At 67.9% G+C, this 19,784-nt stretch carries 20 protein-coding genes; 10 read left to right on the forward strand and 10 right to left on the reverse strand.

Annotation, left to right across the window (positions count from 1 at the left end; translation table 11 throughout):
* Nucleotides 1–498, reverse strand: a complete 498-nt coding sequence (locus IB230_RS06125) for a single-stranded DNA-binding protein (RefSeq protein ID WP_192270049.1) — start codon at nt 496–498, stop codon at nt 1–3.
* 153 nt (nt 499–651) lie between these two features.
* On the opposite strand from IB230_RS06125, the gene IB230_RS06130 reads away from it, so the two are divergent.
* Entirely contained in the window at nt 652–1,650 is a 999-nt protein-coding gene (locus tag IB230_RS06130; protein WP_192270051.1) for a polyprenyl synthetase family protein, read from the forward strand.
* Between the two features lie 13 nt (nt 1,651–1,663).
* Here IB230_RS06130 and IB230_RS06135 read toward each other — a convergent pair whose 3' ends face one another.
* From IB230_RS06135 to IB230_RS06150, 4 genes are all read right to left on the reverse strand, one after another.
* Nucleotides 1,664–2,446, reverse strand: a complete 783-nt coding sequence (locus IB230_RS06135; RefSeq protein ID WP_192270053.1) for a dienelactone hydrolase family protein — start codon at nt 2,444–2,446, stop codon at nt 1,664–1,666.
* 71 nt (nt 2,447–2,517) lie between these two features.
* Complete coding sequence (gene murD, locus IB230_RS06140) at nt 2,518–3,921, reverse strand: UDP-N-acetylmuramoyl-L-alanine--D-glutamate ligase (RefSeq protein WP_192270055.1); 1,404 nt, start codon at nt 3,919–3,921, stop codon at nt 2,518–2,520.
* On the reverse strand, nt 3,902–5,257 hold the full coding sequence (gene murL / locus IB230_RS06145; protein WP_192270057.1) for a UDP-N-acetyl-alpha-D-muramoyl-L-alanyl-L-glutamate epimerase: 1,356 nt from the start codon (nt 5,255–5,257) through the stop codon (nt 3,902–3,904). The genes murD and murL overlap by 20 nt, the downstream gene beginning before the upstream one ends.
* Before the next feature lie 66 nt (nt 5,258–5,323).
* Nucleotides 5,324–7,951, reverse strand: coding sequence for a bifunctional aspartate kinase/diaminopimelate decarboxylase (locus IB230_RS06150; RefSeq protein ID WP_192270059.1), 2,628 nt, complete (start codon nt 7,949–7,951; stop codon nt 5,324–5,326).
* Nucleotides 7,952–8,038: 87 nt separating this feature from the next.
* On the opposite strand from IB230_RS06150, the gene IB230_RS06155 reads away from it, so the two are divergent.
* On the forward strand, nt 8,039–8,917 hold the full coding sequence (locus tag IB230_RS06155; RefSeq protein ID WP_192270061.1) for a PhzF family phenazine biosynthesis protein: 879 nt from the start codon (nt 8,039–8,041) through the stop codon (nt 8,915–8,917).
* A 30-nt stretch (nt 8,918–8,947) separates the two neighbouring features.
* Nucleotides 8,948–9,826, forward strand: a complete 879-nt coding sequence (locus tag IB230_RS06160) for a PhzF family phenazine biosynthesis protein (protein WP_192270063.1) — start codon at nt 8,948–8,950, stop codon at nt 9,824–9,826.
* 14 nt (nt 9,827–9,840) lie between these two features.
* On the opposite strand, the gene IB230_RS06165 is transcribed toward IB230_RS06160, so the two are convergent.
* From IB230_RS06165 to IB230_RS06185, 5 genes are all read right to left on the reverse strand, one after another.
* Nucleotides 9,841–10,389: a hypothetical protein gene (locus IB230_RS06165; RefSeq protein ID WP_192270065.1), complete on the reverse strand. Its 549-nt coding sequence runs from the start codon at nt 10,387–10,389 to the stop codon at nt 9,841–9,843.
* A 57-nt stretch (nt 10,390–10,446) separates the two neighbouring features.
* Nucleotides 10,447–12,120, reverse strand: coding sequence for an amidohydrolase (locus IB230_RS06170; RefSeq protein WP_192270067.1), 1,674 nt, complete (start codon nt 12,118–12,120; stop codon nt 10,447–10,449).
* Between the two features lie 138 nt (nt 12,121–12,258).
* Nucleotides 12,259–12,972, reverse strand: coding sequence for a glycine zipper 2TM domain-containing protein (locus tag IB230_RS06175; RefSeq protein ID WP_192270069.1), 714 nt, complete (start codon nt 12,970–12,972; stop codon nt 12,259–12,261).
* Nucleotides 12,973–13,042: 70 nt separating this feature from the next.
* Nucleotides 13,043–13,711 (reverse strand): alpha/beta fold hydrolase, encoded by a 669-nt coding sequence (locus tag IB230_RS06180; RefSeq protein ID WP_192270071.1) that lies wholly within the window; start codon nt 13,709–13,711, stop codon nt 13,043–13,045.
* A 23-nt stretch (nt 13,712–13,734) separates the two neighbouring features.
* On the reverse strand, nt 13,735–14,169 hold the full coding sequence (locus IB230_RS06185; protein ID WP_192270073.1) for an OsmC family protein: 435 nt from the start codon (nt 14,167–14,169) through the stop codon (nt 13,735–13,737).
* A gap of 206 nt (nt 14,170–14,375) precedes the next feature.
* Here IB230_RS06185 and fusA point away from each other — a divergent pair, with 206 nt between their 5' ends.
* From fusA to IB230_RS06220, 7 genes are all read left to right on the forward strand, one after another.
* On the forward strand, nt 14,376–16,421 hold the full coding sequence (fusA, locus tag IB230_RS06190; RefSeq protein ID WP_192270075.1) for an elongation factor G: 2,046 nt from the start codon (nt 14,376–14,378) through the stop codon (nt 16,419–16,421).
* 251 nt (nt 16,422–16,672) lie between these two features.
* Nucleotides 16,673–17,071, forward strand: a complete 399-nt coding sequence (locus tag IB230_RS06195; protein WP_062351169.1) for an HU family DNA-binding protein — start codon at nt 16,673–16,675, stop codon at nt 17,069–17,071.
* 135 nt (nt 17,072–17,206) lie between these two features.
* Nucleotides 17,207–17,836, forward strand: coding sequence for a tellurite resistance TerB family protein (locus IB230_RS06200; protein ID WP_192270077.1), 630 nt, complete (start codon nt 17,207–17,209; stop codon nt 17,834–17,836).
* A gap of 8 nt (nt 17,837–17,844) precedes the next feature.
* The gene (locus tag IB230_RS06205) at nt 17,845–18,414 is read left to right on the forward strand and encodes a M23 family metallopeptidase (RefSeq protein ID WP_192270079.1); all 570 of its coding nucleotides are present in this window, start codon (nt 17,845–17,847) and stop codon (nt 18,412–18,414) included.
* Between the two features lie 106 nt (nt 18,415–18,520).
* Nucleotides 18,521–18,832, forward strand: coding sequence for a DUF3861 domain-containing protein (locus IB230_RS06210; protein ID WP_192270081.1), 312 nt, complete (start codon nt 18,521–18,523; stop codon nt 18,830–18,832).
* A gap of 31 nt (nt 18,833–18,863) precedes the next feature.
* Nucleotides 18,864–19,157, forward strand: a complete 294-nt coding sequence (locus tag IB230_RS06215) for a helix-hairpin-helix domain-containing protein (protein WP_192270083.1) — start codon at nt 18,864–18,866, stop codon at nt 19,155–19,157.
* Nucleotides 19,158–19,210: 53 nt separating this feature from the next.
* Nucleotides 19,211–19,780 (forward strand): DUF1439 domain-containing protein, encoded by a 570-nt coding sequence (locus IB230_RS06220; RefSeq protein WP_192270085.1) that lies wholly within the window; start codon nt 19,211–19,213, stop codon nt 19,778–19,780.
* Nucleotides 19,781–19,784: the final 4 nt, after the last annotated feature.

Here is a 19,784-nt window from a genome sequence, read left to right on the forward strand (position 1 = left end):
TCAGAACGGGATGTCGTCATCCGCGAAGTCGTCCATCGGCGCGGGCTGCGAAGCCGGTGCCGGCGCGGAACGGCGCTGGCCGCCGCCACCGCCCTGGTTGCCATAATCCTGCCGCGGCGCACGCGCCGGACGGTCGCCACCACCGGACCCGCCACTGCCGCCTTCGCGGCCACCGAGCATCTGCATCTCGTCGGCGATGATGTCGGTGGAGTACTTCTCCTGCCCGTCCTGGCCGGTGTACTTGTCGTAGCGGATCGAGCCCTCGACGTACACCGAACTGCCCTTGCGCAGGTATTCGCCGGCGATCTCGCCGAGCTTGCCGAAGAACACCACGCGGTGCCATTCGGTGCGTTCCTGCTGGTTGCCGTCCTTGTCCTTGCGCACGCTGGTGGTGGCCAGGCTGATCCGCGTGATCGCCATGCCGCCCTGCGTGTAGCGGGTTTCGGGGTCGTTGCCGAGGTTGCCGACCAGGATGACTTTGTTGATGCCGCGGGCCATATCGATATCCGTTCAGGGATGCCCACCGAGCGCGGGCAAAGACCAGTGAAGTATACCCGCCGGACCCCGGCCATCGGCCTTTCGCCACCTCTCATATAGGGCATTACCGCACCCGGACGCCTATAATTCCGTGACTTCCCGGCCCATCGTCCTATGTCCGTCGTCGAATCGCCCCGCCCCGCCCTTAGCCTGTCCGGCATCCAATCGCTCGCCCAGGCCGACATGGCCGCCGTCGATGCCCTGATCCGGGCGCGGCTGGCCTCAGACGTGGTGCTGATCAACCAGATCGCCGACCACATCATTTCGGCGGGTGGCAAACGCCTGCGGCCCATGCTGGTGGTGATGGCCGGCCAGGCCTGCGGCCCGACCACGCCGGACCATCACCAGCTGGCGGCGATCATCGAGTTCATCCATACCTCCACCCTGCTGCACGACGACGTGGTGGATGAGTCCGACCTGCGCCGCGGCCGCAGTACGGCCAATGCGTTGTGGGGCAATGCACCCAGCGTGCTGGTCGGCGATTTCCTGTATTCGCGCAGTTTCCAGCTGATGGTGGAACTGGACCGCATGGACGTGATGCGTCTGCTGGCCGACACCACCAACCGCATCGCCGAAGGCGAGGTGCTGCAGTTGCTGCACGTTCACAACCCGGATACCGATGAAGCCGCCTACCTGCGCGTGATCGAGCGCAAGACGGCCGTCCTGTTCGCCGCCGGCACCCAGCTGGGCGCCATGGCGTCGGGCGCGACCGGCAATGTCCCGCAGAAGCTCTACGATTACGGCATGGCGCTTGGCTACGCCTTCCAGATCGCCGACGACGTGCTCGATTACACGGCCGACGCCGAGGCGCTGGGCAAGAACCTGGGCGACGATCTGGCCGAAGGCAAGGCGACGCTGCCGCTGATCCACGCCATCCGCCATTCCGATGCGGCTGTCGCGAACCGCCTGCGCACCATCGTGCAGGAAGGCGATGCCGTCGCCATGCCCGAGGTGCTGGCCGCGATCCGCGCCACCGGCGGGCTGGACTACAGCCGCGAACGGGCTCACCACTACGCCACGCTGGCCGAACAGGCCCTCGACGGCCTGCCCGAATCCGAGGCCCTGGCCGCCCTCCGCGGCCTGGCGCGCTACGCGGTGGAACGCGGGCACTGACCCGCGCCGCGCATCACTTCGCGAAAACCTCGTCGAAGAAGTCCGCCATCATCCGGTAGGCGCGCTTGGCCGATCGCTCGTGGTAGACGCAGCCCGGCGGATTCTGCGCGTCGGATTCGGCGAAGCAATGCACCGCGCCACTGAAGTTCACGAACTGCCAGTCGGCCCCGGCCTTGCGCATCTCGTCCTGAAACGCGCTGATCTCTGCGTCCGACACGTAAGTGTCGTCGCCACCGTTGAGCACCAGCACCGGCGTCTTCACCGGCACCGTCGCCGGCAGGTCGGTCGCCAGGCCGCCGTGCAGGCTGACCACGCCGGCGAGCGCGTCGCCGGCACGCACCAGCTCCAGCACCGTGCTGCCGCCGAAACAGTAGCCGAACGCACCGATGCGCGCGCGGTCCACCAGCGTGGCCGGCTGCTGCTTCAACACCTCGACCGCCTTCTGGACGCGCGCGCGCAGCTTGGGGCGATCGGCACGCATCGCGGTCGCGACCGGGCCTGCTTCGGCGTCGGTCTTCGGACGGACGCCCTTGCCGTAGACGTCGGCGACCAGCACCACATAGTCGTCGCCGGCGACGAGGTGCGCCTTCTCGATGGCGGAATCGTTGACCCCTTTCCAGTTGGGCACCATCACCAGGCCCGGACGCGGGGTCTTCACGCTGTCGTCGTAAACGAGGTGGCCGGAGAACGTGTCGCCTCCGATCTTCCATTCGACCGGTTTGGCGACGGGCGCCGCGAGCAGTGCCGGCGACCACAGCAGGGACAGCAGGCAGGGCAGCAACAGGCGATGGCGCATGGCGGGTTCCTCGTGGGGGACCTGCCGAGTGTAAGACCGAACGCGTGCGACGGCGTTGACCGTTCCCGTCGTCAGGCGATGCCCAGACCGGGAATCGCGGTGATGTCGTCCGGGTCGAAGTCCGCCAGCTCGGCGAAGTGCCGTCCGCGCGCCACGTAGTCGCGGTACTGACCGAAGCTCGGCGCGCCGGGCGACAGCAGCACGACGCCCTCGGCCCCCAACGAGGCGCGGGCGGCGGCGACCGCCTGCGGCAACGTCTCCGCCTGCTGCAGCGCAAAGCCACCCTCGCCCGCCATCGGCACCAACAGGTCGTGGATACGGGGACCGTTGGCGCCCATCGTGATGATCGTGTGCGGAGCCTGCTCGCGCATATGCGCCGCGAAATCCGACCAGTCCACGCCACGGTCGTGGCCGCCGACCAGCAGCGCGATGCGGCGACCGGCAAAGCACTCCAGCGCCGCCAGCGTGGCATGCGGGGTGGTGCTGATCGAGTCGTTGACCCAGGTGATGCCGTCGCGCGTGCCCATCGTCTGCAGACGGTTCGGCAGCGGGCGGAACGACTGCGCGTGCGCGGCCAGCGGCAGCGCATCGATGCCGGCCGCTTCCAGCGCCGTCAGTACGGCGCACAGGTTGCCGCGGTTGTGGCGTCCCGGCAGTGGCAGTGGCCGCGTATCCATGACGAAGACATCGCCGCGATACAGGTCGTCCTCGCGCAGGTGCCAGCCGTCTTCGCGATTGAACCAACGCACCTTGCTGCATGGCAGGTCCAGCGCAGCCAGGCGCGGATCGGCGACATTCAGCACCGCGATGCGGGGGTGCGCGTCGGTGACCAGCTTCAGCTTGTCCTCGACGTAACGCGCTTCGCTGCCGTGCCAGTCCAGGTGCTCCGGAAACAGGTTCAGCACGACGGCCACGTCGGGACGTGCGCCGCTCGCCGCGACATCGCCGGTCTGGTAACTCGACAGCTCGATGGCCCAGGCATAGGGCGCCGGCTGCGGATCCAGCACCTCCAGCAGCGGCAGGCCGATGTTGCCGGCCAGCGCAGTGCGACGCCCAGAGGCGCGCAACAGGTGCGCCAGCAACGAGGTTGTCGTGCTCTTGCCCTTGGTGCCGGTGACGCAGAACGTGCGGGGAACGATGCCGTCGTCTCCCGCGTGCTCGGCGAACCACAGGCTGGTGCCGCCGATGAAACGCGTACCCGACGCCGCGGCCGACAACGCTGCCGGGCTGTTAGGGCTGATGCCCGGCGACTTGATGACGACCTCGAACGCCGACAACCGCTCGGCGGTCGCCTGCGTTTCGATCAAAAGCTCCGAATCCTCCAACGCGGCGGCCTCGATCGCTTCCGCGTCGCTGCAGAACAGCGTCAGCGGCAGCGTCTGCAGTCGCCCGCGGATCGCCTGATACGCGGCGCGGCCTTCGCGGCCCCAGCCCCACAGCGCGACCCGCTTGCCCTCAAGCTGCGAAATTCGCACGCAGGCGCTCCCACAGCGCGGCAGGAACGCGGTGCTCGCCACCGATCTCCAGCAGCGGCGCCACCACGAGTTCGGCGGCATCGAGCTGCGGGCGGATCTCGTGGTTGAAACGCGCGACGATCGCGTCTTCGCGCCATTCCGGGCGGTCACCCAGCGTCGCCATGGCCGCGCGCGACTCCTGGCCTTCGCCGACGCACTCGAACGGCTTGTGGTCCTGGTACTCCAGCAGCGCGTCGAAGCCGCCCGTCTGGTTGACGTCGTCCAGCAGGTTGCGGCCGAAGATGCCGACCAGCCGCGGCTTTGGCATGAACGGCGCCAGCGCCAGGAACACGAAATGGCACTTCGGGCACACGCCGCACCAGCGATTGGTCGGGCGCTCGCCGAGCAGGTGGAAATTACGATTGCAGCTGGAGAAATGCGCGTCGTAGTGGTCGGTCCGCGCGAACTGCCGCGCCACTGCCAGCTCCGACAGCGGGCGCAGTAGCGAGTAGTAATGCAGGTCGGCGGCGACATGCGATTGCACGAACTCGCCGAACGCCTGCTCGAACGCCCACCCCTTCGACCACTGGTGGTTCACTTCGCCGGTACCCGGGATCATGCTGCCGTAGCTGGCCGAGCGTTCGTTGGAGAACACCACCTGGTCCACGCCGTGCAGCAGCGCGGCCAGCACCATGATGGCCGAGTTGATCGCGGTGACCGGGATATGCCCGTTCCACGCGCCCTGGCGGTTGTACTCGAACAATTCCGGCGCCAGCGCGCGGCCGATGTTGAGCGTCGGCAGTCCGGTGCGGGCGGCGCAGGCCGCGATCAGCTGCGAACCGCCGATCCAGGTCACCGTCTGGTCGACGCCGGCGCCACGCAGCGCTTCGATGCTGACCAGCGAATCCTTGCCGCCACCGATGGCGACCAGCGCATGCTCGTCCAGTCCCGCGGCGGGCGCAGCCGGTTGCGCCGGGGCGCCGACCGGGAAACGCACGCGACCGTGCAGGCTCAGCCCGTTGCGGTAGGCGAACTCGCCAAGTCCATGCACGTACACCTGTTCCATCAGCACCGCCGTCGCCGCATCGATGGCATAGCCGTCGATGCGGATCTCGTTCGGCACCGCCGCCTTGTAGTAGCTGACGCCAGTGATCAGGTGCAGCAGCCGCACCGCCTGTTCGACGGCCTGGGCGCGCGCAGCGTCCAGCGTGAACGGCGCGCCCGGGATGGTCACCGTCTCGGTCAGCTCCGGGCCGTCGTCGAAAGCGTAGACCAGCCTCGCCACGCCGCTGTCCGCCTCGAAGGAACAGCGGACAAAACGGAAGGTACGGATGCTGGATTTGTCGAACGTCGTCATGCGTGATCCAAGGAAGAAGCCGCCCACCGTCTTTGGCAGGCAATACGGTGAAGAACAAATATCGCGTCAGCCCGCCGCATCGCCGCCGACGCCTTCGATGACGTCTTCGCCGGGCAGACCGCGCAGGTTGTAATGGCTGGCCATCACGTAGCCGTAGGCACCAGCATCGGAGAACAGCAGCACATCGCCTTCCGCCGTCGCCGAGGCAAGCTTGCGGCGCTTGCCGAAGATGTCGCTCGACTCGCAGATCGGGCCGACCACATCGAACGGCTCCTGTTCGGTGTCGTCCAGGCGCGACAGGTTGGCCACGTCGTGCCACGCGTCGTACAGCGCCGGGCGGATGAGCGTGTGCATGCCGGCATCGCTGCCGACACGGCGGATGCCGAGCTTCTCCACGACCTGCGTGACGTGGGCCAGCAGGACGCCCGACTCCGCCACCAGGTAGCGGCCAGGCTCGATCACCAGTTGGTAGGCCGGATAGGCCGCCTTGATCGCGGCGAGGCCTTCGCCCCACGCCGCCAGGTCGAACGGCTCGTCGCCCTCGGTGTAGGGAATCGGCAGGCCACCGCCGATGTCGATGGTCTCGATGGTGCCGATCTGGTCGGCCAGCCCACCGAGTTCGTCGGCGATCTGGTTCCAGTGCTGCGCGCTTTCCACGCCACTGCCCAGGTGGGCGTGCAAGCCGGTGATGCGTGCGTCGATCGCACGCGCCGCCGCCAGGAATTCGTCCAGCTTGGCCAACGGCAGGCCGAACTTCGAGGTCTTGCCTCCCGTCTTGACCTTGTCGTGGTGGCCGTCGCCGCGACCCAGGTCCACGCGCAGCCACAGCCGGCGTCCGCGGAACACCTCCGGCCACTGCTGCAACGCTTCCACATTGTCGAGCGTGACGTTGATGCCGCGCTCCAGTGCGAAGGCGTACTCCGCGCGCGGCGCGAAGCTCGGGGTGAACAGCACGCGCTCCATCGGCAGCGACGGCGCGATCTCGAATACGCGTTCCAGTTCACCCTGCGACACGCACTCCAGCCCGAAGCCTTCCTCCACCAGCGTGCGCAGGATGGCCGGATGCGAGTTGGCCTTGATGGCGAAGAAGCGCCGGTCGACGGCACCGATCGCGGCGAGCGCACGTGCGCGAGCGCGGACGACATCCAGGTTGTAGGCATAGCGCGGCGTATCGCCCTGCGCCAGCGACAGCAGCTTCTCACGGGCGGCCGGCAGGCTCCACCAGCGCACGCCACGCTGGCGCACGGCGCCGTTGATCTCGCGCCAGCTGGGCCCGAACACGCTGGCCTCGTCGGCCGGCATCGCGCCGCTTTCGATCAGGGCTTCGTGCAGCAGCGGCAGCATGCCATCGGCGTCGGCCTCGTCGATGACGAAGGTCAGGTTGAGGTCGTTCGACGACTGCGAGATCAAGTGCACGCGTTCGCGGCCGAACATCGCCCAGACGTCGGACAGTTTGTGCAGCAGCGAGCGCATGCCACGGCCGACCAGGGTGATGGCGGTGCACGGTGCGATCACCTTGACGCGGCAGATTTCCGCCAGGTCCGCCGACAGCGCGGCCAGCACGTCGGTGTTGACCAGGTTCTCGCTGGGGTCCAGCGACACGGTGACGTTGGTCTCCGACGAACCGATCAGGTCCACCGACAACCCGTGCTTCTTGAAGCGCGCGAACACATCGGCCAGGAAGCCGACCTGCTGCCACATGCCGATGCCTTCCATCGACACCAGCACGATGCCGTTGCGGCGGCTGACCGCCTTCACGCCCGGCACGGTAACGGCATTGCCGTCGATCGTCGTGCCCGGCAACTCCGGACGCTCGGTATCCAGGATCGCCATCGCCACGCCGGCGTCGCGACAGGGCTTGATCGAGCGCGGATGCAGCACCTTGGCCCCTGTGGTCGCGATTTCCTGCGCTTCGTAGTAGTCCAGGCGCGTCAGCAGGCGTGCATCCGGCACCTCGCGCGGATTGGCGCTGAACATGCCGGGGACGTCCGTCCAGATTTCCACGCGCTGCGCACCCAGCAGGGCACCGAAGTATGCCGCCGAGGTGTCCGAGCCGCCGCGACCGAGGATGGCGGTGCCGCCATCGGCATGACGTGAGATGAAGCCCTGCGTCAGCAGCATCGCCGCCGGCTGGCCGGCAAAGGCGCGGCGCCAGTCCTGGTCGGGTGCGGTGTTGCACGACACCGACAGCCGCTGCGCCCACGGGCTCTGGTTGGGCAGGAAGTTGGCCTGCAGCCAGTGGCGCGCGTCGACCCAGCCGAAGTCCAGCCCCTGCGCGCGCAGGTAGGCGACACCCACCGTGGACGACAGCAGTTCGCCCTGCCCCAGCACCTCGGCCTGCCAGTCGAGCGTGCGACTGGCAGCACGCGGATCGTTCAGCAGGTTGCGTAATGCGGCGAGGCGTTCGCCCAGCACCGCGTCGGCGTCGAGCTCCAGTTCGGCGAGGAACTCGCGGTGGCGCTGTTCCAACTTCGCCACCCGTTCCGCACTGTCCGCCGCACCATCGGCGATGGCCGTCAGTTCGTTGGTCACGCCGGACAGGGCCGACACCACCACGAGGATGCGGGCGCCGTTCTCCTCCGCGCGTTTCTTCGCCAGCGTACCGATCGTGTTCCAGCGGTGGCGGCGCGACACCGAGGTGCCGCCGAACTTGAGGACGATCCAACGATCAGACGCAGGGGTGGCAGAGGGCATGGATAGAATGGGGTGGGATGCCCGAACCCTTCGGGCGTGAACCGTCGATTCTAGCCCAAGCTTCCGGGCCCGGCCGGACCGTACCGCATGCAACGAAGCTCCTATCGCTATCTGGTGGTCGACGTCTTCGCCGACCGTCCCGGTGCCGGCAACCCGCTGGGCGTGGTGCTGGATGCCGCCGATTGGGACAGCATGCGCATGCAGGCGTTCGCCGCCTGGACCAACCTGTCCGAAACCGTCTATTTCCTGCCGCCGACCACGCTGGACGCCAGCTACCGCATCCGCATCTTCACTCCGCGGCAGGAACTGCCGTTCGCCGGCCACCCCAGTGTCGGGGCAGCCTGGGTCGCGCTGGAGACCGGGCTGGTCGGCGACACGGACAGGCTGGTGCAGGAATGCGCCGCAGGACGGTTGCCGGTGCGGGTGGTCGGCACAGGCCCGCAACGGATGATTACGCTGCGTGCGCCTCGCGCCCGGCCTGTCGGGATCGAGCCACCTCGACAGGCCTTGCGGGCCGTCCTCGCCTCCCTGCCGACAGCGGGCTTGCAGGCCGCGCTATGGAACAACGGGCCATCGTGGTGGCTGATGGAACTGGAAGACGATGCCGCGGTGCGCGGCCTGGCGCCCGATCTGGCCGCGATTGCCGCATTGACACAGGCGACGGCCGCCGTCGGTCTGGCCGTGTTCGGCCGCACGCCTGCCGGCGCCGACCACGATCTCGCCGTACGCGCGTTCTGCCCGGCAGACAACATCCCGGAAGATCCGGTCACGGGCAGCGTCAACGCCTGCATTGCCGCAGCGCTGGACGCGGCCGACGCACTTCCCGGCCATGACGGACGCTACATCGCCAGCCAGGGGCGCGAACTGGGCCGCGATGGCCGCCTCGCCCTGCAGGTCGATGCGGACGGTGAGGTCTGGATCGGCGGTCACGTCCAGGGAATCATCGACGGCCGGGCGACTTGGTAAGCTGCGCGGCCCCCACGCGACAACACCCCCATGACCCTCCGCCGCTACGTCCAGCTGGACGTATTCGCCGACCGCCCCGGCGCCGGCAACCCGCTGGCCGTCGTGCTCGACGCCGCCGGCCTGGATGACGACGCCATGCAGGCCATCGCCCGCTGGACGCGTCTGCCGGAAACCACCTTCGTGTTCGCCCCCACGCAACCCGGCGCGAGTTATGCCGTGCGCATGTTCAGTCCGCGCCGCGAAGTCCCGTTCGCCGGCCACCCCAGTGTCGGCACCGCGCATGTCGTGCTCGAAGCAGGCCTAGCCGCGCCGGTCGACGGCCTGTTGATGCAGGAAGGCGCGGTTGGCGTACTGCCATTGCGGGTGGACGACGAGGGCGCCACCCGCACCATCGCCGTGCGCACGCCGCGCGCGCAGGTGGTGAAGGTGGGCGATCCTTCGAACGATGAAGGCCTGCGCGCGGCGCTCGCGAACCTCCCGGCCGGCGATCTGCCGCCCGCCCTCGTCGATGGCGGTCGCCGCTGGTGGCTGGCCGAAGTGCGCGACGAAGCCACGCTGCGCCGCGCCGCGCCGGACTGGGACGCCATAGGCTCCCTCGCCCGTGCCACCGAAAGCATGGGCGTCTGCGCCTATGCCCGCACCCCAGGCCAACCGTATGACCTCGCCGTGCGCGCCTTCGTCGGTGCGCCGGCTGCGTTCGAAGATGCGGCCTCCGGCGCCGCCAACGCGACGCTGGCGGCCTGGCTAGCGTCACGCGATGCGCTGCCCGGTCGCGATGGCCGCTACATCGTCAGCCAGGGGCGCGAAGTCGGTTATGACGCGCGCCTGCAACTGCGCGTCGACGACGCCGGCAATGTCTGGTCCGGCGGTCATGTGCGGACGATCGTCACCGGTCAGATCGACTGGTGACGGTTCCGCTGCGGCTATTCGATGTCGACGACGCCGGCTTCCACGAAATGCATCCCGGCGCGCTCCGGCGTCGTAAGTACATGGGTGTAGGAGACGTATCCCGTTGCAACCAGCGCGGAGAACGCTTCGTTCTGGGCCAGTGTCGTGTGCTCCCCGGCCTCCTTCACCTCGGACAGCGCGCCTAGCGCCGTCTCGCGATCCCGCGGCAGCGTTTCGGAGACGTGATAGAAAACCTGCCCAGTATCCGCCAGCCTCACCAGCGTGATCGTGGCGAACCTGTTGTCGTTCAACACCGACATCACCAGGATCCTGCTGGCCGAGCCGGGCAATGCGGTGCCGTCGACGCTGGTGTTGTCGACGTAACTGAAGAACGTGTTGTTGCCCGACTCCAGGACCGGCCTCACCGCGCGCTCGTGCAGCGCCGCCGCCGTCTCCGCATTTACGGACAGCCGGTCTGACAGCAGCGCGACGACATCGGCTTGCGGGTCTTCTTCCGCCTGTGCGCACGGAGACAGGATTGAGGCCAGCAGCAGGATGGCGGAAACGAGGAATCGACTACGCATGGAGGCTTCCTTGCAGGTGGATGGGTAAATGCATGCGGGATGGCCTCGCACCTCGGGTCAGTCGTCGGATGTCGCGGAGTACACCTGCTTGCCATCCACCCATGTCGAGCGCACGTGCAGGTCGTCGAGCTGCTCGCCGGGGATCGCCAGCGGGTCCTCGTCGAGGATAACGAAATCGGCGCGCAAACCTGGTGCGAGTCGGCCTACCTCGCTCTCATCGTGGCCGGCCCAGGCGGCGTCCGCGGTGAATCCGCGCAGCGCCTCGGCGGCACTGAGCCGCTGGTCGGGCATCCAGCCGCCACCGGGATGATCCTTGCCATCCTGCCGGGTCACCGCGGCATGCAGGCCACGCCGCGGATCAACCGATTCCACGGGAAAATCCGAACCCAGCGCCAGCTTCACGCCACTCTCCTGCAGGCGCTGCCAGGCATAGGCGCCGGTGATGCGTACCGGGCCCAACCGGTCCTGCGCCCACGGCATGTCCGAGGTCGCATGCGTCGGCTGCATGGAAGCGACGATGCCCAGCGCGGCGAAACGCGGGAACTCCTCCGGCGCCACCACCTGCGCGTGTTCGATGCGCCAACGATGATCGGTCTTCGCCGCATCGCCCAGGACGCGCTGGTAGGCATCCAGCACCAGCCGGTTGCCCCGGTCGCCGATGGCATGCGTCGCCACCTGCACCTTGCAATCGCGTGCCTTGCGCATCGCCGACTCCAGTGCGGCGGGTTCCGTCACCAGCAAGCCACGGTTGCCGGGATCGTCGCTGTAGTCTTCCAGCAGCGCGGCGCCGCGGCTGCCTAGCGCGCCATCGGCATACAGCTTCACGCCGGTCATCTGCAGCCGCCCACCCGCGTGGTGGTACGGACCTGTCGCGCACAGATCACCCAGCGCAGCACCATCACCGTCGGCATAGGCATCGATGCGCAGCGGCAGGCGTCCCTCGTCGGCGAACTGCCTCATCAGCGCTAGGTCCTCACGGGACACGCCCATGTCGTGCACGCCGGTCAGGCCGTTACGCACCGCGGCCTGCGTGGCTTTCTCCAACGCCTGCCGGCGATACGCCGCATCCGGCGCAGGCACCACCGCATTGACCAGCGCCATCGCCGCATCGACGAACACACCGCTCGGCTTGCCATCGACGCGCTCGATGCGCCCGCCTTCGGGCTGCCACGCTCCATCCATCGAGCGCGTCGCCCTCGACGCGACCGCACGCAACGCCGCACTGTTCGCCCAGCCCGCGTGCCCGTCCACGCGCTCCAGCCAGACCGGGCGGTCAGGGAAGGCCGCATCGAGATCCGCGGCGGTCGGGAACGTCTTTCCTGGCCAATCGTTCTGGTCCCAGCCTCCGCCCAGCAGCCAGGCGTTCGGCGGCAGCTGCTTCTCGAACTCACGCAGTCGCGCGACAACCTCGGCCTTGTCCTGCGCATCGACCAGGTCCGCGCGCATCAGCGCATAGCCCAGCCCCATCACATGGCCGTGCGCATCGATCAGGCCGGGAATCACCGTCTTGCCAGTGGCGTCGATGCGCTTGGCGCCGGGATATCGCGCGAGCAGGTCGCGCGTGCCACCGACGGCCAGGATGCGCCCCTGCGCATCCCAGGCCATCGCTTCGGCAACCGGCTGTGCGGGATCGGACGTGTGCACGCGTGCGGCCGTCACCACCTGCACCTGCGCCTGCGCGACGCCCGCACAGACCAGCAACCCGCCCATTCCCAATGCCAGACGCCGCATGCCTCACTCCCGTGGTGATCCAGCGCGGGACTATGCGCGGTGGCGCGCGCCACGGCAACGCCTGCAAAAAAGGGGCCTTGCGGCCCCTTTCGCGGCAATCCCCTGCCTACCGCCCCGGGCTCCCGCGCAAAGCGGGGATCACTCGGGTCGCACGTCCACCCGCACGCGCATGCGGTCTCCCGGGTGATAGCCGGTACGGGTGCGATAGGTACGGCCGCCATACTCGTAGGTCACGTCGTAGCCGGACACGCGACCGTCGCCGTAATAGTCATCCCCGTAGCGACTGTCGTTCACGGGTTCGGGATCGCAGACGCGTACCTGCCCGCGCTGCACTTGGCGATTGCGTTGGGAGTTCTCGTAGATGGACCGGCCGGCCATGCCGCCGACCATCGAACCGACCGCCGTGCCCACGTAGCGCCCACTGCCGTCGCCGACCTTGCTGCCCAATACCGCACCCGCGATACCACCGATGACCGTGGCCACGGTGCGGCCGGTTTCCGTGCTGCCGTTGGACACACGGCGCTCGCCGTAGCGATCCTGTCCGTAGACATCGCGGTAGTCGCCGTTGTCGTACACGTCGCCGTAGCTGCGATTGCCGTACGGGTCGTTGCCATAGACGTCGCGGGCGTACACATCGTCGGCATCGCGGTAGTAGCACCGTTGGGACGTCGTGCTTCGCGCATCGCGGTAACCGCCATCGATGACGGGGTCGACGCGCACCACGCGCGCATAATCATAATAGGGTTCGTCGCCGTAGCGGTCGGACGTGCCGTACTGCCGCGACGTCTGCGCGGAGGCAACACCGGTGACCAGCAGGCCTGCTGCCATCACGGCGGCGGAAAGACGCTTCATGTCGGGTACTCCCCCACGCCGGAGTGGCGTGGACGCATGCTCGTCCCGGCCGGGTGAAATCGGGCTGAACTCAACCAGCCTGAACCGCGCGGTTTAACCATTCGACAGCTTGCGAGGCGATCCCGGCCGCGTGCCGGTCCAGCAGCGGCCCGACATGGGACGGAGAAACCGTTTGCAGCACGCAAGCGTCCCAGGCAGCCGCCGTCGCCGACGGAATCGCCGGCATGACGTCGTCATCCGCGTGCGACAGCACGAACAGCACCGGACATGCAGGCCGCGCGGCCGTTACGCCCTCATAGGCATGACGCAACACCGCACCGGATTCATCTCGCCAGTGGCGGAAGGCGAACAGGGTTGTCGCCTCGTCGGTATCCGGCAGCGCACGCCGCGTACCGTCGAGGCGCGCTTGACGATGCCACGGGACGATATCCGGCCAAGCGCGGGAGATCAGGTCCGAATGCCACGGCACGGGCGGCAGCGGATTCACCAGTACGACCGCATCCGCGGCATCGGCGACATGGAGCGCCAGCAGGCCTCCCAGGCTCGCTCCGACCACGGCGCGTGGCCGCGGCGTCACCGACAACGCGTCGCGTACCTGCTGCAGGTAATCCTCGAACCCGGTGGCCGCAAGTCCCGCGGCCACCGGTTGCAGATCGGGCGCGGCGACGGCGATGCCCGCCGACTCGAACACGCCGCGCCACACATTCCATTCCCAGCCGCCGCCACCGGCGCCATGCACCAGCAGCGCGGCCCGGACTGCCGTCAAAGCAGCGTCGCCTCCAGCGACACCGGCACCGACAGCGCGCGCGAGATCACGCAGCCGGCCTTCGCCTGCTGGGCGATCTCCTCGAACTGCGCGGCGCTGATGCCCGGCACGCTCGCCGACACGGTAAGCTTGATCCCGGTAACGGTCGGGCCCGGATCCATGCCCGGTTCCATCGTGGCTTCGGCGCGCGTCTGCAGCTTGTCGGGCGTGAAACCCGCCTTGCCCAGCACGGCGGAGAGCGCCATGGTGAAGCAGCCGGCATGCGCCACCGCCAGCAGCTCTTCCGGATTGGTGCCCTTCTCGTCGCCGAAGCGCGTCTTGAAAGAGTAGTTCTGTCCCTCGAACAGGCCGCTCTGCGGCGTGCTCAGGCTGCCCTTGCCGGATTGCAGGTCGCCGCTCCACACCGCATCCGCATAACGCTTCAAAGCCATGGTCGTGCTCCATCGTGGTCAGGGGAGCGCAGGGTACACCTCCGGGCGTTCACGGCATGTACCGCAGTGCGGCTTGACCCCGCCCGGCCCCATGCCGATGCTGGCCGTCCGCCATGACCGCCCGCCGAGCGCCACGCTCACGGGATGCGCTCAGCCCGGACAGCCATGACGGCCCTTCGACCCCAACCTCCGGGAGGAACGGCCTCATGTCGTACAGCACACAACAGATCCGCAACGTGGCCCTGGCAGGCCACCCCGGCGCCGGCAAAACAACCTTGTTCGAAGCCCTGCTGCATGCCGGCGGCGCCCTCCAGGTGGCAGGCACCATCGAACGCGGCACCACCGTGTCGGACCACGATCCGATCGAGAAGACCCGCGGCCATTCCATCGACACCGCCATCGCCAGCACCGACCACGGCGGCATGCACGTCAACCTCATCGACACGCCCGGATACCCGGAATTTCGAGGCCCCGCGCTGTCGGCGTTCTCCGCGGTGGACACCGCGCTGATCGTCGTCGATGCCGATACCGGCATCGCGCACGGCACCCGCCGGCTGATGGAACGCGCGCGCGAACGCAACCTGTGCCGCGCCATCGTCATCAACAAGATCGACCACGAAGGTGCCGATGCGGCTGGCGTACTGGCGGCGCTGCGCGAGGAGTTCGGGTCCGAAGTCCTGCCACTCAACCTGCCCGCGCAGGGCGGCAAGACGGTGGTCGACTGCTTCTGGCAATCCACGGGCGAGTCCGATCTGGGCACGGTTGCGGACTGGCACCAGAAGATCATCGACCAGGTGGTCGAAATCAACGAAACGGTGATGGAGCACTACCTGGACCTGGGCGAAGGCGGCCTGTCCGGCGAGGAGCTGCACGATGCCTTCGAGCAGTGCCTGCGCGAGGGCCACCTGGTCCCGGTGTGCTTCGCCTCCGCACGCACCGGCGCGGGGGTGAAGGAACTGCTGGACGTGGCCGAACGCCTGTTCCCGAATCCGGCGGAAGCCAATCCGCCACCGTTCGTGAAGTCCAACGGCAGCGGCCCGCAGCCGATCGAAGCCGTGCCGGATCCGCACGCGCACGTCATCGCCGATGTCTTCAAGATCGTCAACGATCCCTTCGTCGGCAAGCTGGGCATCTTCCGCGTCTACCAGGGCACGCTGAAGAAGGACACGCAGCTGTTCGTCGACGACGGCAAGAAACCGTTCAAGGTCGGCCACCTGTTCAAGCTCAAGGGCAAGGACCACGTGGAAATCGACCAGGCCATCCCCGGCGACATCGCCGCCGTGGCCAAGGTCGACGACCTGCATTTCGATGCGGTGCTGCACGACAGCCACGACGAGGACCATATCCATCTGGCACCGGTAGCGTTCCCGAAGCCGATGTTCGGCCTGGCGATCGAGGCCGCCAGCAAAGGCCAGGAACAGAAGCTGTCCATCGCGCTGCAGAAACTGGCCGAGGAGGATCCCGCCTTCATCGTCGAACATCAGCCCGAGTTGAACGAGACCGTCATTCGCGGCCTGTCCGACCTGCACCTGCGGGTGATGCTGGAGCGGCTGAAGGAACGGCACGGCGTGGACGTGAAGACGCGGCCACCGCGCATCGCCTACCGCGAGACCATCGGCGCCAAGGCCGAAGGCCACCATCGCCACAAGAAACAGACCGGTGGCGCCGGGCAGTTCGGCGAGGTCGCCCTGCGCATCGAACCACTGCCGCGTGGTGGCGGCTTCGAATTCGTCGACGAAGTGAAGGGCGGCACCATTCCCGGCCAGTTCCTGCCGGCCGTGGAAAAAGGCGTGCGCCAGGTGCTGGGCAGCGGTGCCGTGGCCGGCTACCCGCTGCAGGACATCCGCGTCGTCGTCCATGATGGCAAGCACCATGCCGTGGACAGCAAGGAGGTCGCGTTCGTCGCCGCCGGCAAGAAGGCCTTCCTCGACGCCATCGCCAAGGCGCGGCCACAAGTGCTGGAACCGGTGGTCGACCTGGAAGTCGCCGTGCCCGAAGCGCAGGTCGGCGACATCACCGGCAGCCTGGCGGGCAAGCGTGCCCGCATCAACGGCACCGATGCGGTACGCGGCGAGATCGTGGTGAAGGCGCAGGTGCCGCTGGCGGAACTGGAAGGCTATGCGGCCGAACTGAAATCCATGACCGCCGGCCAAGGACGCTACAGCCTGGATTTCAGCCACTACGAACCGGTGCCGCCGGGCGTCCAGCAGAAACTGGTGGACGCCTACAAGCCGAGGCACGACGACGATTGAGCGTCGCAGGGGTGCGGCATCCGGTCGCGGCGGCATGCGACGGATGCCGCTTGCGGTGCATGTGGCTAAGGTGATTTCGTCATGCCGACAGGCGATTTCCGACGCGCGGCGACGGAAAAACGGAAAAAAAGCGAATAAAAAGGCGTTTCAGGGCCGATCTGCTCTTGGCGTCGCCAGTTCTTTGCCCTACATTTCGCTTGCCGATGCGATCGGCCCGATTACCCAACCACTCGACCGTAGAGACAGGACACATGGCAAAGAGCACCAAGAAGGCCGCGCCGAAGAAGGCCGCCAAGAAAGCTGCACCGAAGGCCGCCGCCAAGCCGGCCGCGCCGAAGCCGATCAAGGAAGCGCTGAGCAAGTCGGGCCTCGTCGCCCACATCGCCGAAGCCACCGCCGTCGCCGCCAAGGACGTCCGCGCTGTGCTGGCCTCGCTGGAAAGCGCCGTGCACGCTTCCGTCAACAAGAAGGGCGCTGGCGCCTTCACGCTGCCGGGCCTGCTGAAGATCACGGCCGTCAACGTGCCGGCCAAGCCGAAGCGCAAGGGCATCAACCCGTTCACCAAGGAAGAGCAGTGGTTCGCCGCCAAGCCCGCCACGGTGAAGGTCAAGGTCCGTCCGCTGAAGAAGCTGAAGGACGCCGCAGCCTGATCGCTGCGCATCTTGCGTGATGAAAACGGGACGGCCATGCCGTCCCGTTTTTTTTGGCATGCCATCGGTCACGGTTGCGAACCGGTCATGCTGCCCGCAGATAATCCACCTACCCCCAACGCAAGGTGCGCCCCCATGAAGATCCAGGGTTTCCTCGACCATCTGCTGAAATCGTCCAGCGGGAGCGGCAGCGTGCTCAATGCCGACTTCGGCAAGGGGGCGATCAGCGGCGGCGCGCTCGGCCTGCTGCTGGGCAAGAACAAGACCACGCGCAAGCTGGCGACCTACGGCGGCCTGGCCGCGATCGGCGTGATGGCCTACCGCGCCTACGGTGACTACAAGCAGCAGCAGGGCGGCTTCGCCGCCGGCACTGCGCCGCAGACAGTCGACCGCCTGCCACCACCCCAGGTGGAACTGCACAGCCAAGCTATTCTCAAGGCGTTGGTCGCCGCCGCAAAGGCCGACGGCCACATCGACGCGCGCGAGCGTGAGGTGATCGAAGGCGAGTTCTCACGCGTAGGCACCGATGCCGATCTCCAGCAATGGATGCATGCCGAACTGGAGAAGCCGCTGGATCCGGCCGAAGTCGCGCGTGCCGGCAGCACGCCGGAGATCGCCTCCGAGATGTATCTCGCCAGCCTGATGGTGGCCGACGAGCAGAACTTCATGGAACGTGCCTACCTGGACGAACTGGCGAAGCAACTGAAGCTGGACCCCGCGCTGAAAGCACAGCTCGAACGCCAACTCGCCCAGCCGCAGGCCTGATCCACGCGATGCGATCGGCCGCGCGCCGCCTGCGACGCCTGGCTTGGTCGCTGCTGTGGCTGGCGGCGTTCACCGCGCTGCTCGTCTGGGCATGGGGTCAGCCGTTCATGGCATCCGCCCGCATGCTGTGGGACATCTCGCGCGCGCCTCCGCCGCGCGCCCTGCCGGTCCCCGTCCAGGGCGTGCATGCGCGGCAGATCGCGGATACCTTCGGCGCGCCGCGCGGCAGCGACCGCACGCACCAGGGCGTGGACATCTTCGCCAAGCGTGGCACCCCGGTGTTCAGCGCGACGCGAGGCGTCGTGGCCTCGGTGCGCGACGGCGGTCTTGGTGGCAAGCAGGTGTGGGTGATCGGACCCGGCCGCGAGCGCCACTACTACGCGCACCTGGACGACTGGGCGGCCGACCTGGCCAGCGGACAGGTCGTGCAGCCCGGCGACACGCTGGGCTTCGTTGGCACCACCGGCAACGCGCGGGGCACGCCGCCGCACCTGCACTACGGCATCTACGGCGCGGCGGGCGCCCACGACCCGCTGCCCCTGTTCAAGGCCGGCACGGCGACCACGACCGTCGACTGAACCGCGACGGCGCCGGGCGGAACAGTCCATCGCGGTGAAGGCGCTCGTTCCTACAGGTGCACAGGCCTATCTTGGCCCTGTCCCCCACCGCGCCTGCCCCATCGCCATGCCCAACAACACCCACCGCTACCGCATCACCGTCACCCCGATCGAGGACGATGGCCTGCAATGCAACGGCCGCTGCACCATCGAGTTCGAACACACCTGCCACGACGACTGGATGCGGATCCTCGAGAACATCCAGCGCCAGCGAGGCCTCAGCGGCGACGAGCGCGCCGCGCTGGTGGTCGGCACGAAGCTGCTCAGCGGCCTGATGCTGGACCACCGCAAGGACACCGATGACCTGTTCGCGCCGTTGCGTCCGCACATGGGCACCTTCGTCGCCTCGCTGAAGGAGCGCACCCGCGCCGTCGGCTGACATCCGGCAAGGGTCCGCGTAGCCTGTCCGCATGAAGGCACGGCACGCCACCGACGCGCACTCGCTGGAACAGATCCCCAACATCGGGCCATCGATCGCGGGCGACCTGCGGGGTATCGGCATCACGCAACCGCGCGACCTGGTCGGCCAGGACCCCTACGCGCTCTACCGCCGCGTCAACGACAGCACCGGCCAGCGCCACGATCCCTGCCTCTGCGACTGCTTCATCGCCGCCGTACGCTTCATGGAAGGCTGCGGCCCGGTGCCCTGGTGGCACTACACGTCCGAACGGAAGCTGCACTTCCTGCAACACCCTGCCGGTTAGGCGCCGGACAGGCGCCGCCGGCTAAGGTGCCGCGACCCTTCACGGAGCCCTCCATGCGCACCCGCCGCCGCTTCCTGGTCGCCGGCCTCGCCGGCATTGCCACGCTCGCCCTCGCCGGCTGCGAAACGCTCAACACGGTCACCGGCCTGTTCGGCAACCAGATCAACTTCACCCAGCCGCAGCTGCAGCGCTACCTCAACCAGAGTTTCCCGCGCGAGTTCGACAAGCTCGGCGGCCTGGTGTCGGCCACGCTGACCAATCCACGCCTGAGCATGCCGTCCAACGACGACCGCCTGCGCCTGGATTTCGACATCGGCGTCAGCGCGCTCGGCGCGCGCGACGTGAGCCGCGGTCATTTCGCGCTCGCCAGCCGCCTGCGCTACGACCCCGCTACGCGCGGCCTGCATCTGGACAATCCGGAAATCCTGTCGGTCGACGTGCCTGGCAGTGGCTCGCTGATGTCGGGCGGCACGCGCCAGCTGGTCAACACCGTGCTGGCCGAGTACGCCCGCAGTGAACCGGTCTACCGCATCGACAACGACATCCTGCAGCGGCTGCCGGCCAGCAAGCGGATCGGCAGCACGCAGATCGAGAACGGCCGCGTGGTCATCCACCTGCAATGAGGAC

Source organism: Pseudoxanthomonas sp. PXM01, assembly GCF_014851815.1.
Classification (GTDB): Bacteria; Pseudomonadota; Gammaproteobacteria; order Xanthomonadales; family Xanthomonadaceae; genus Pseudoxanthomonas_A.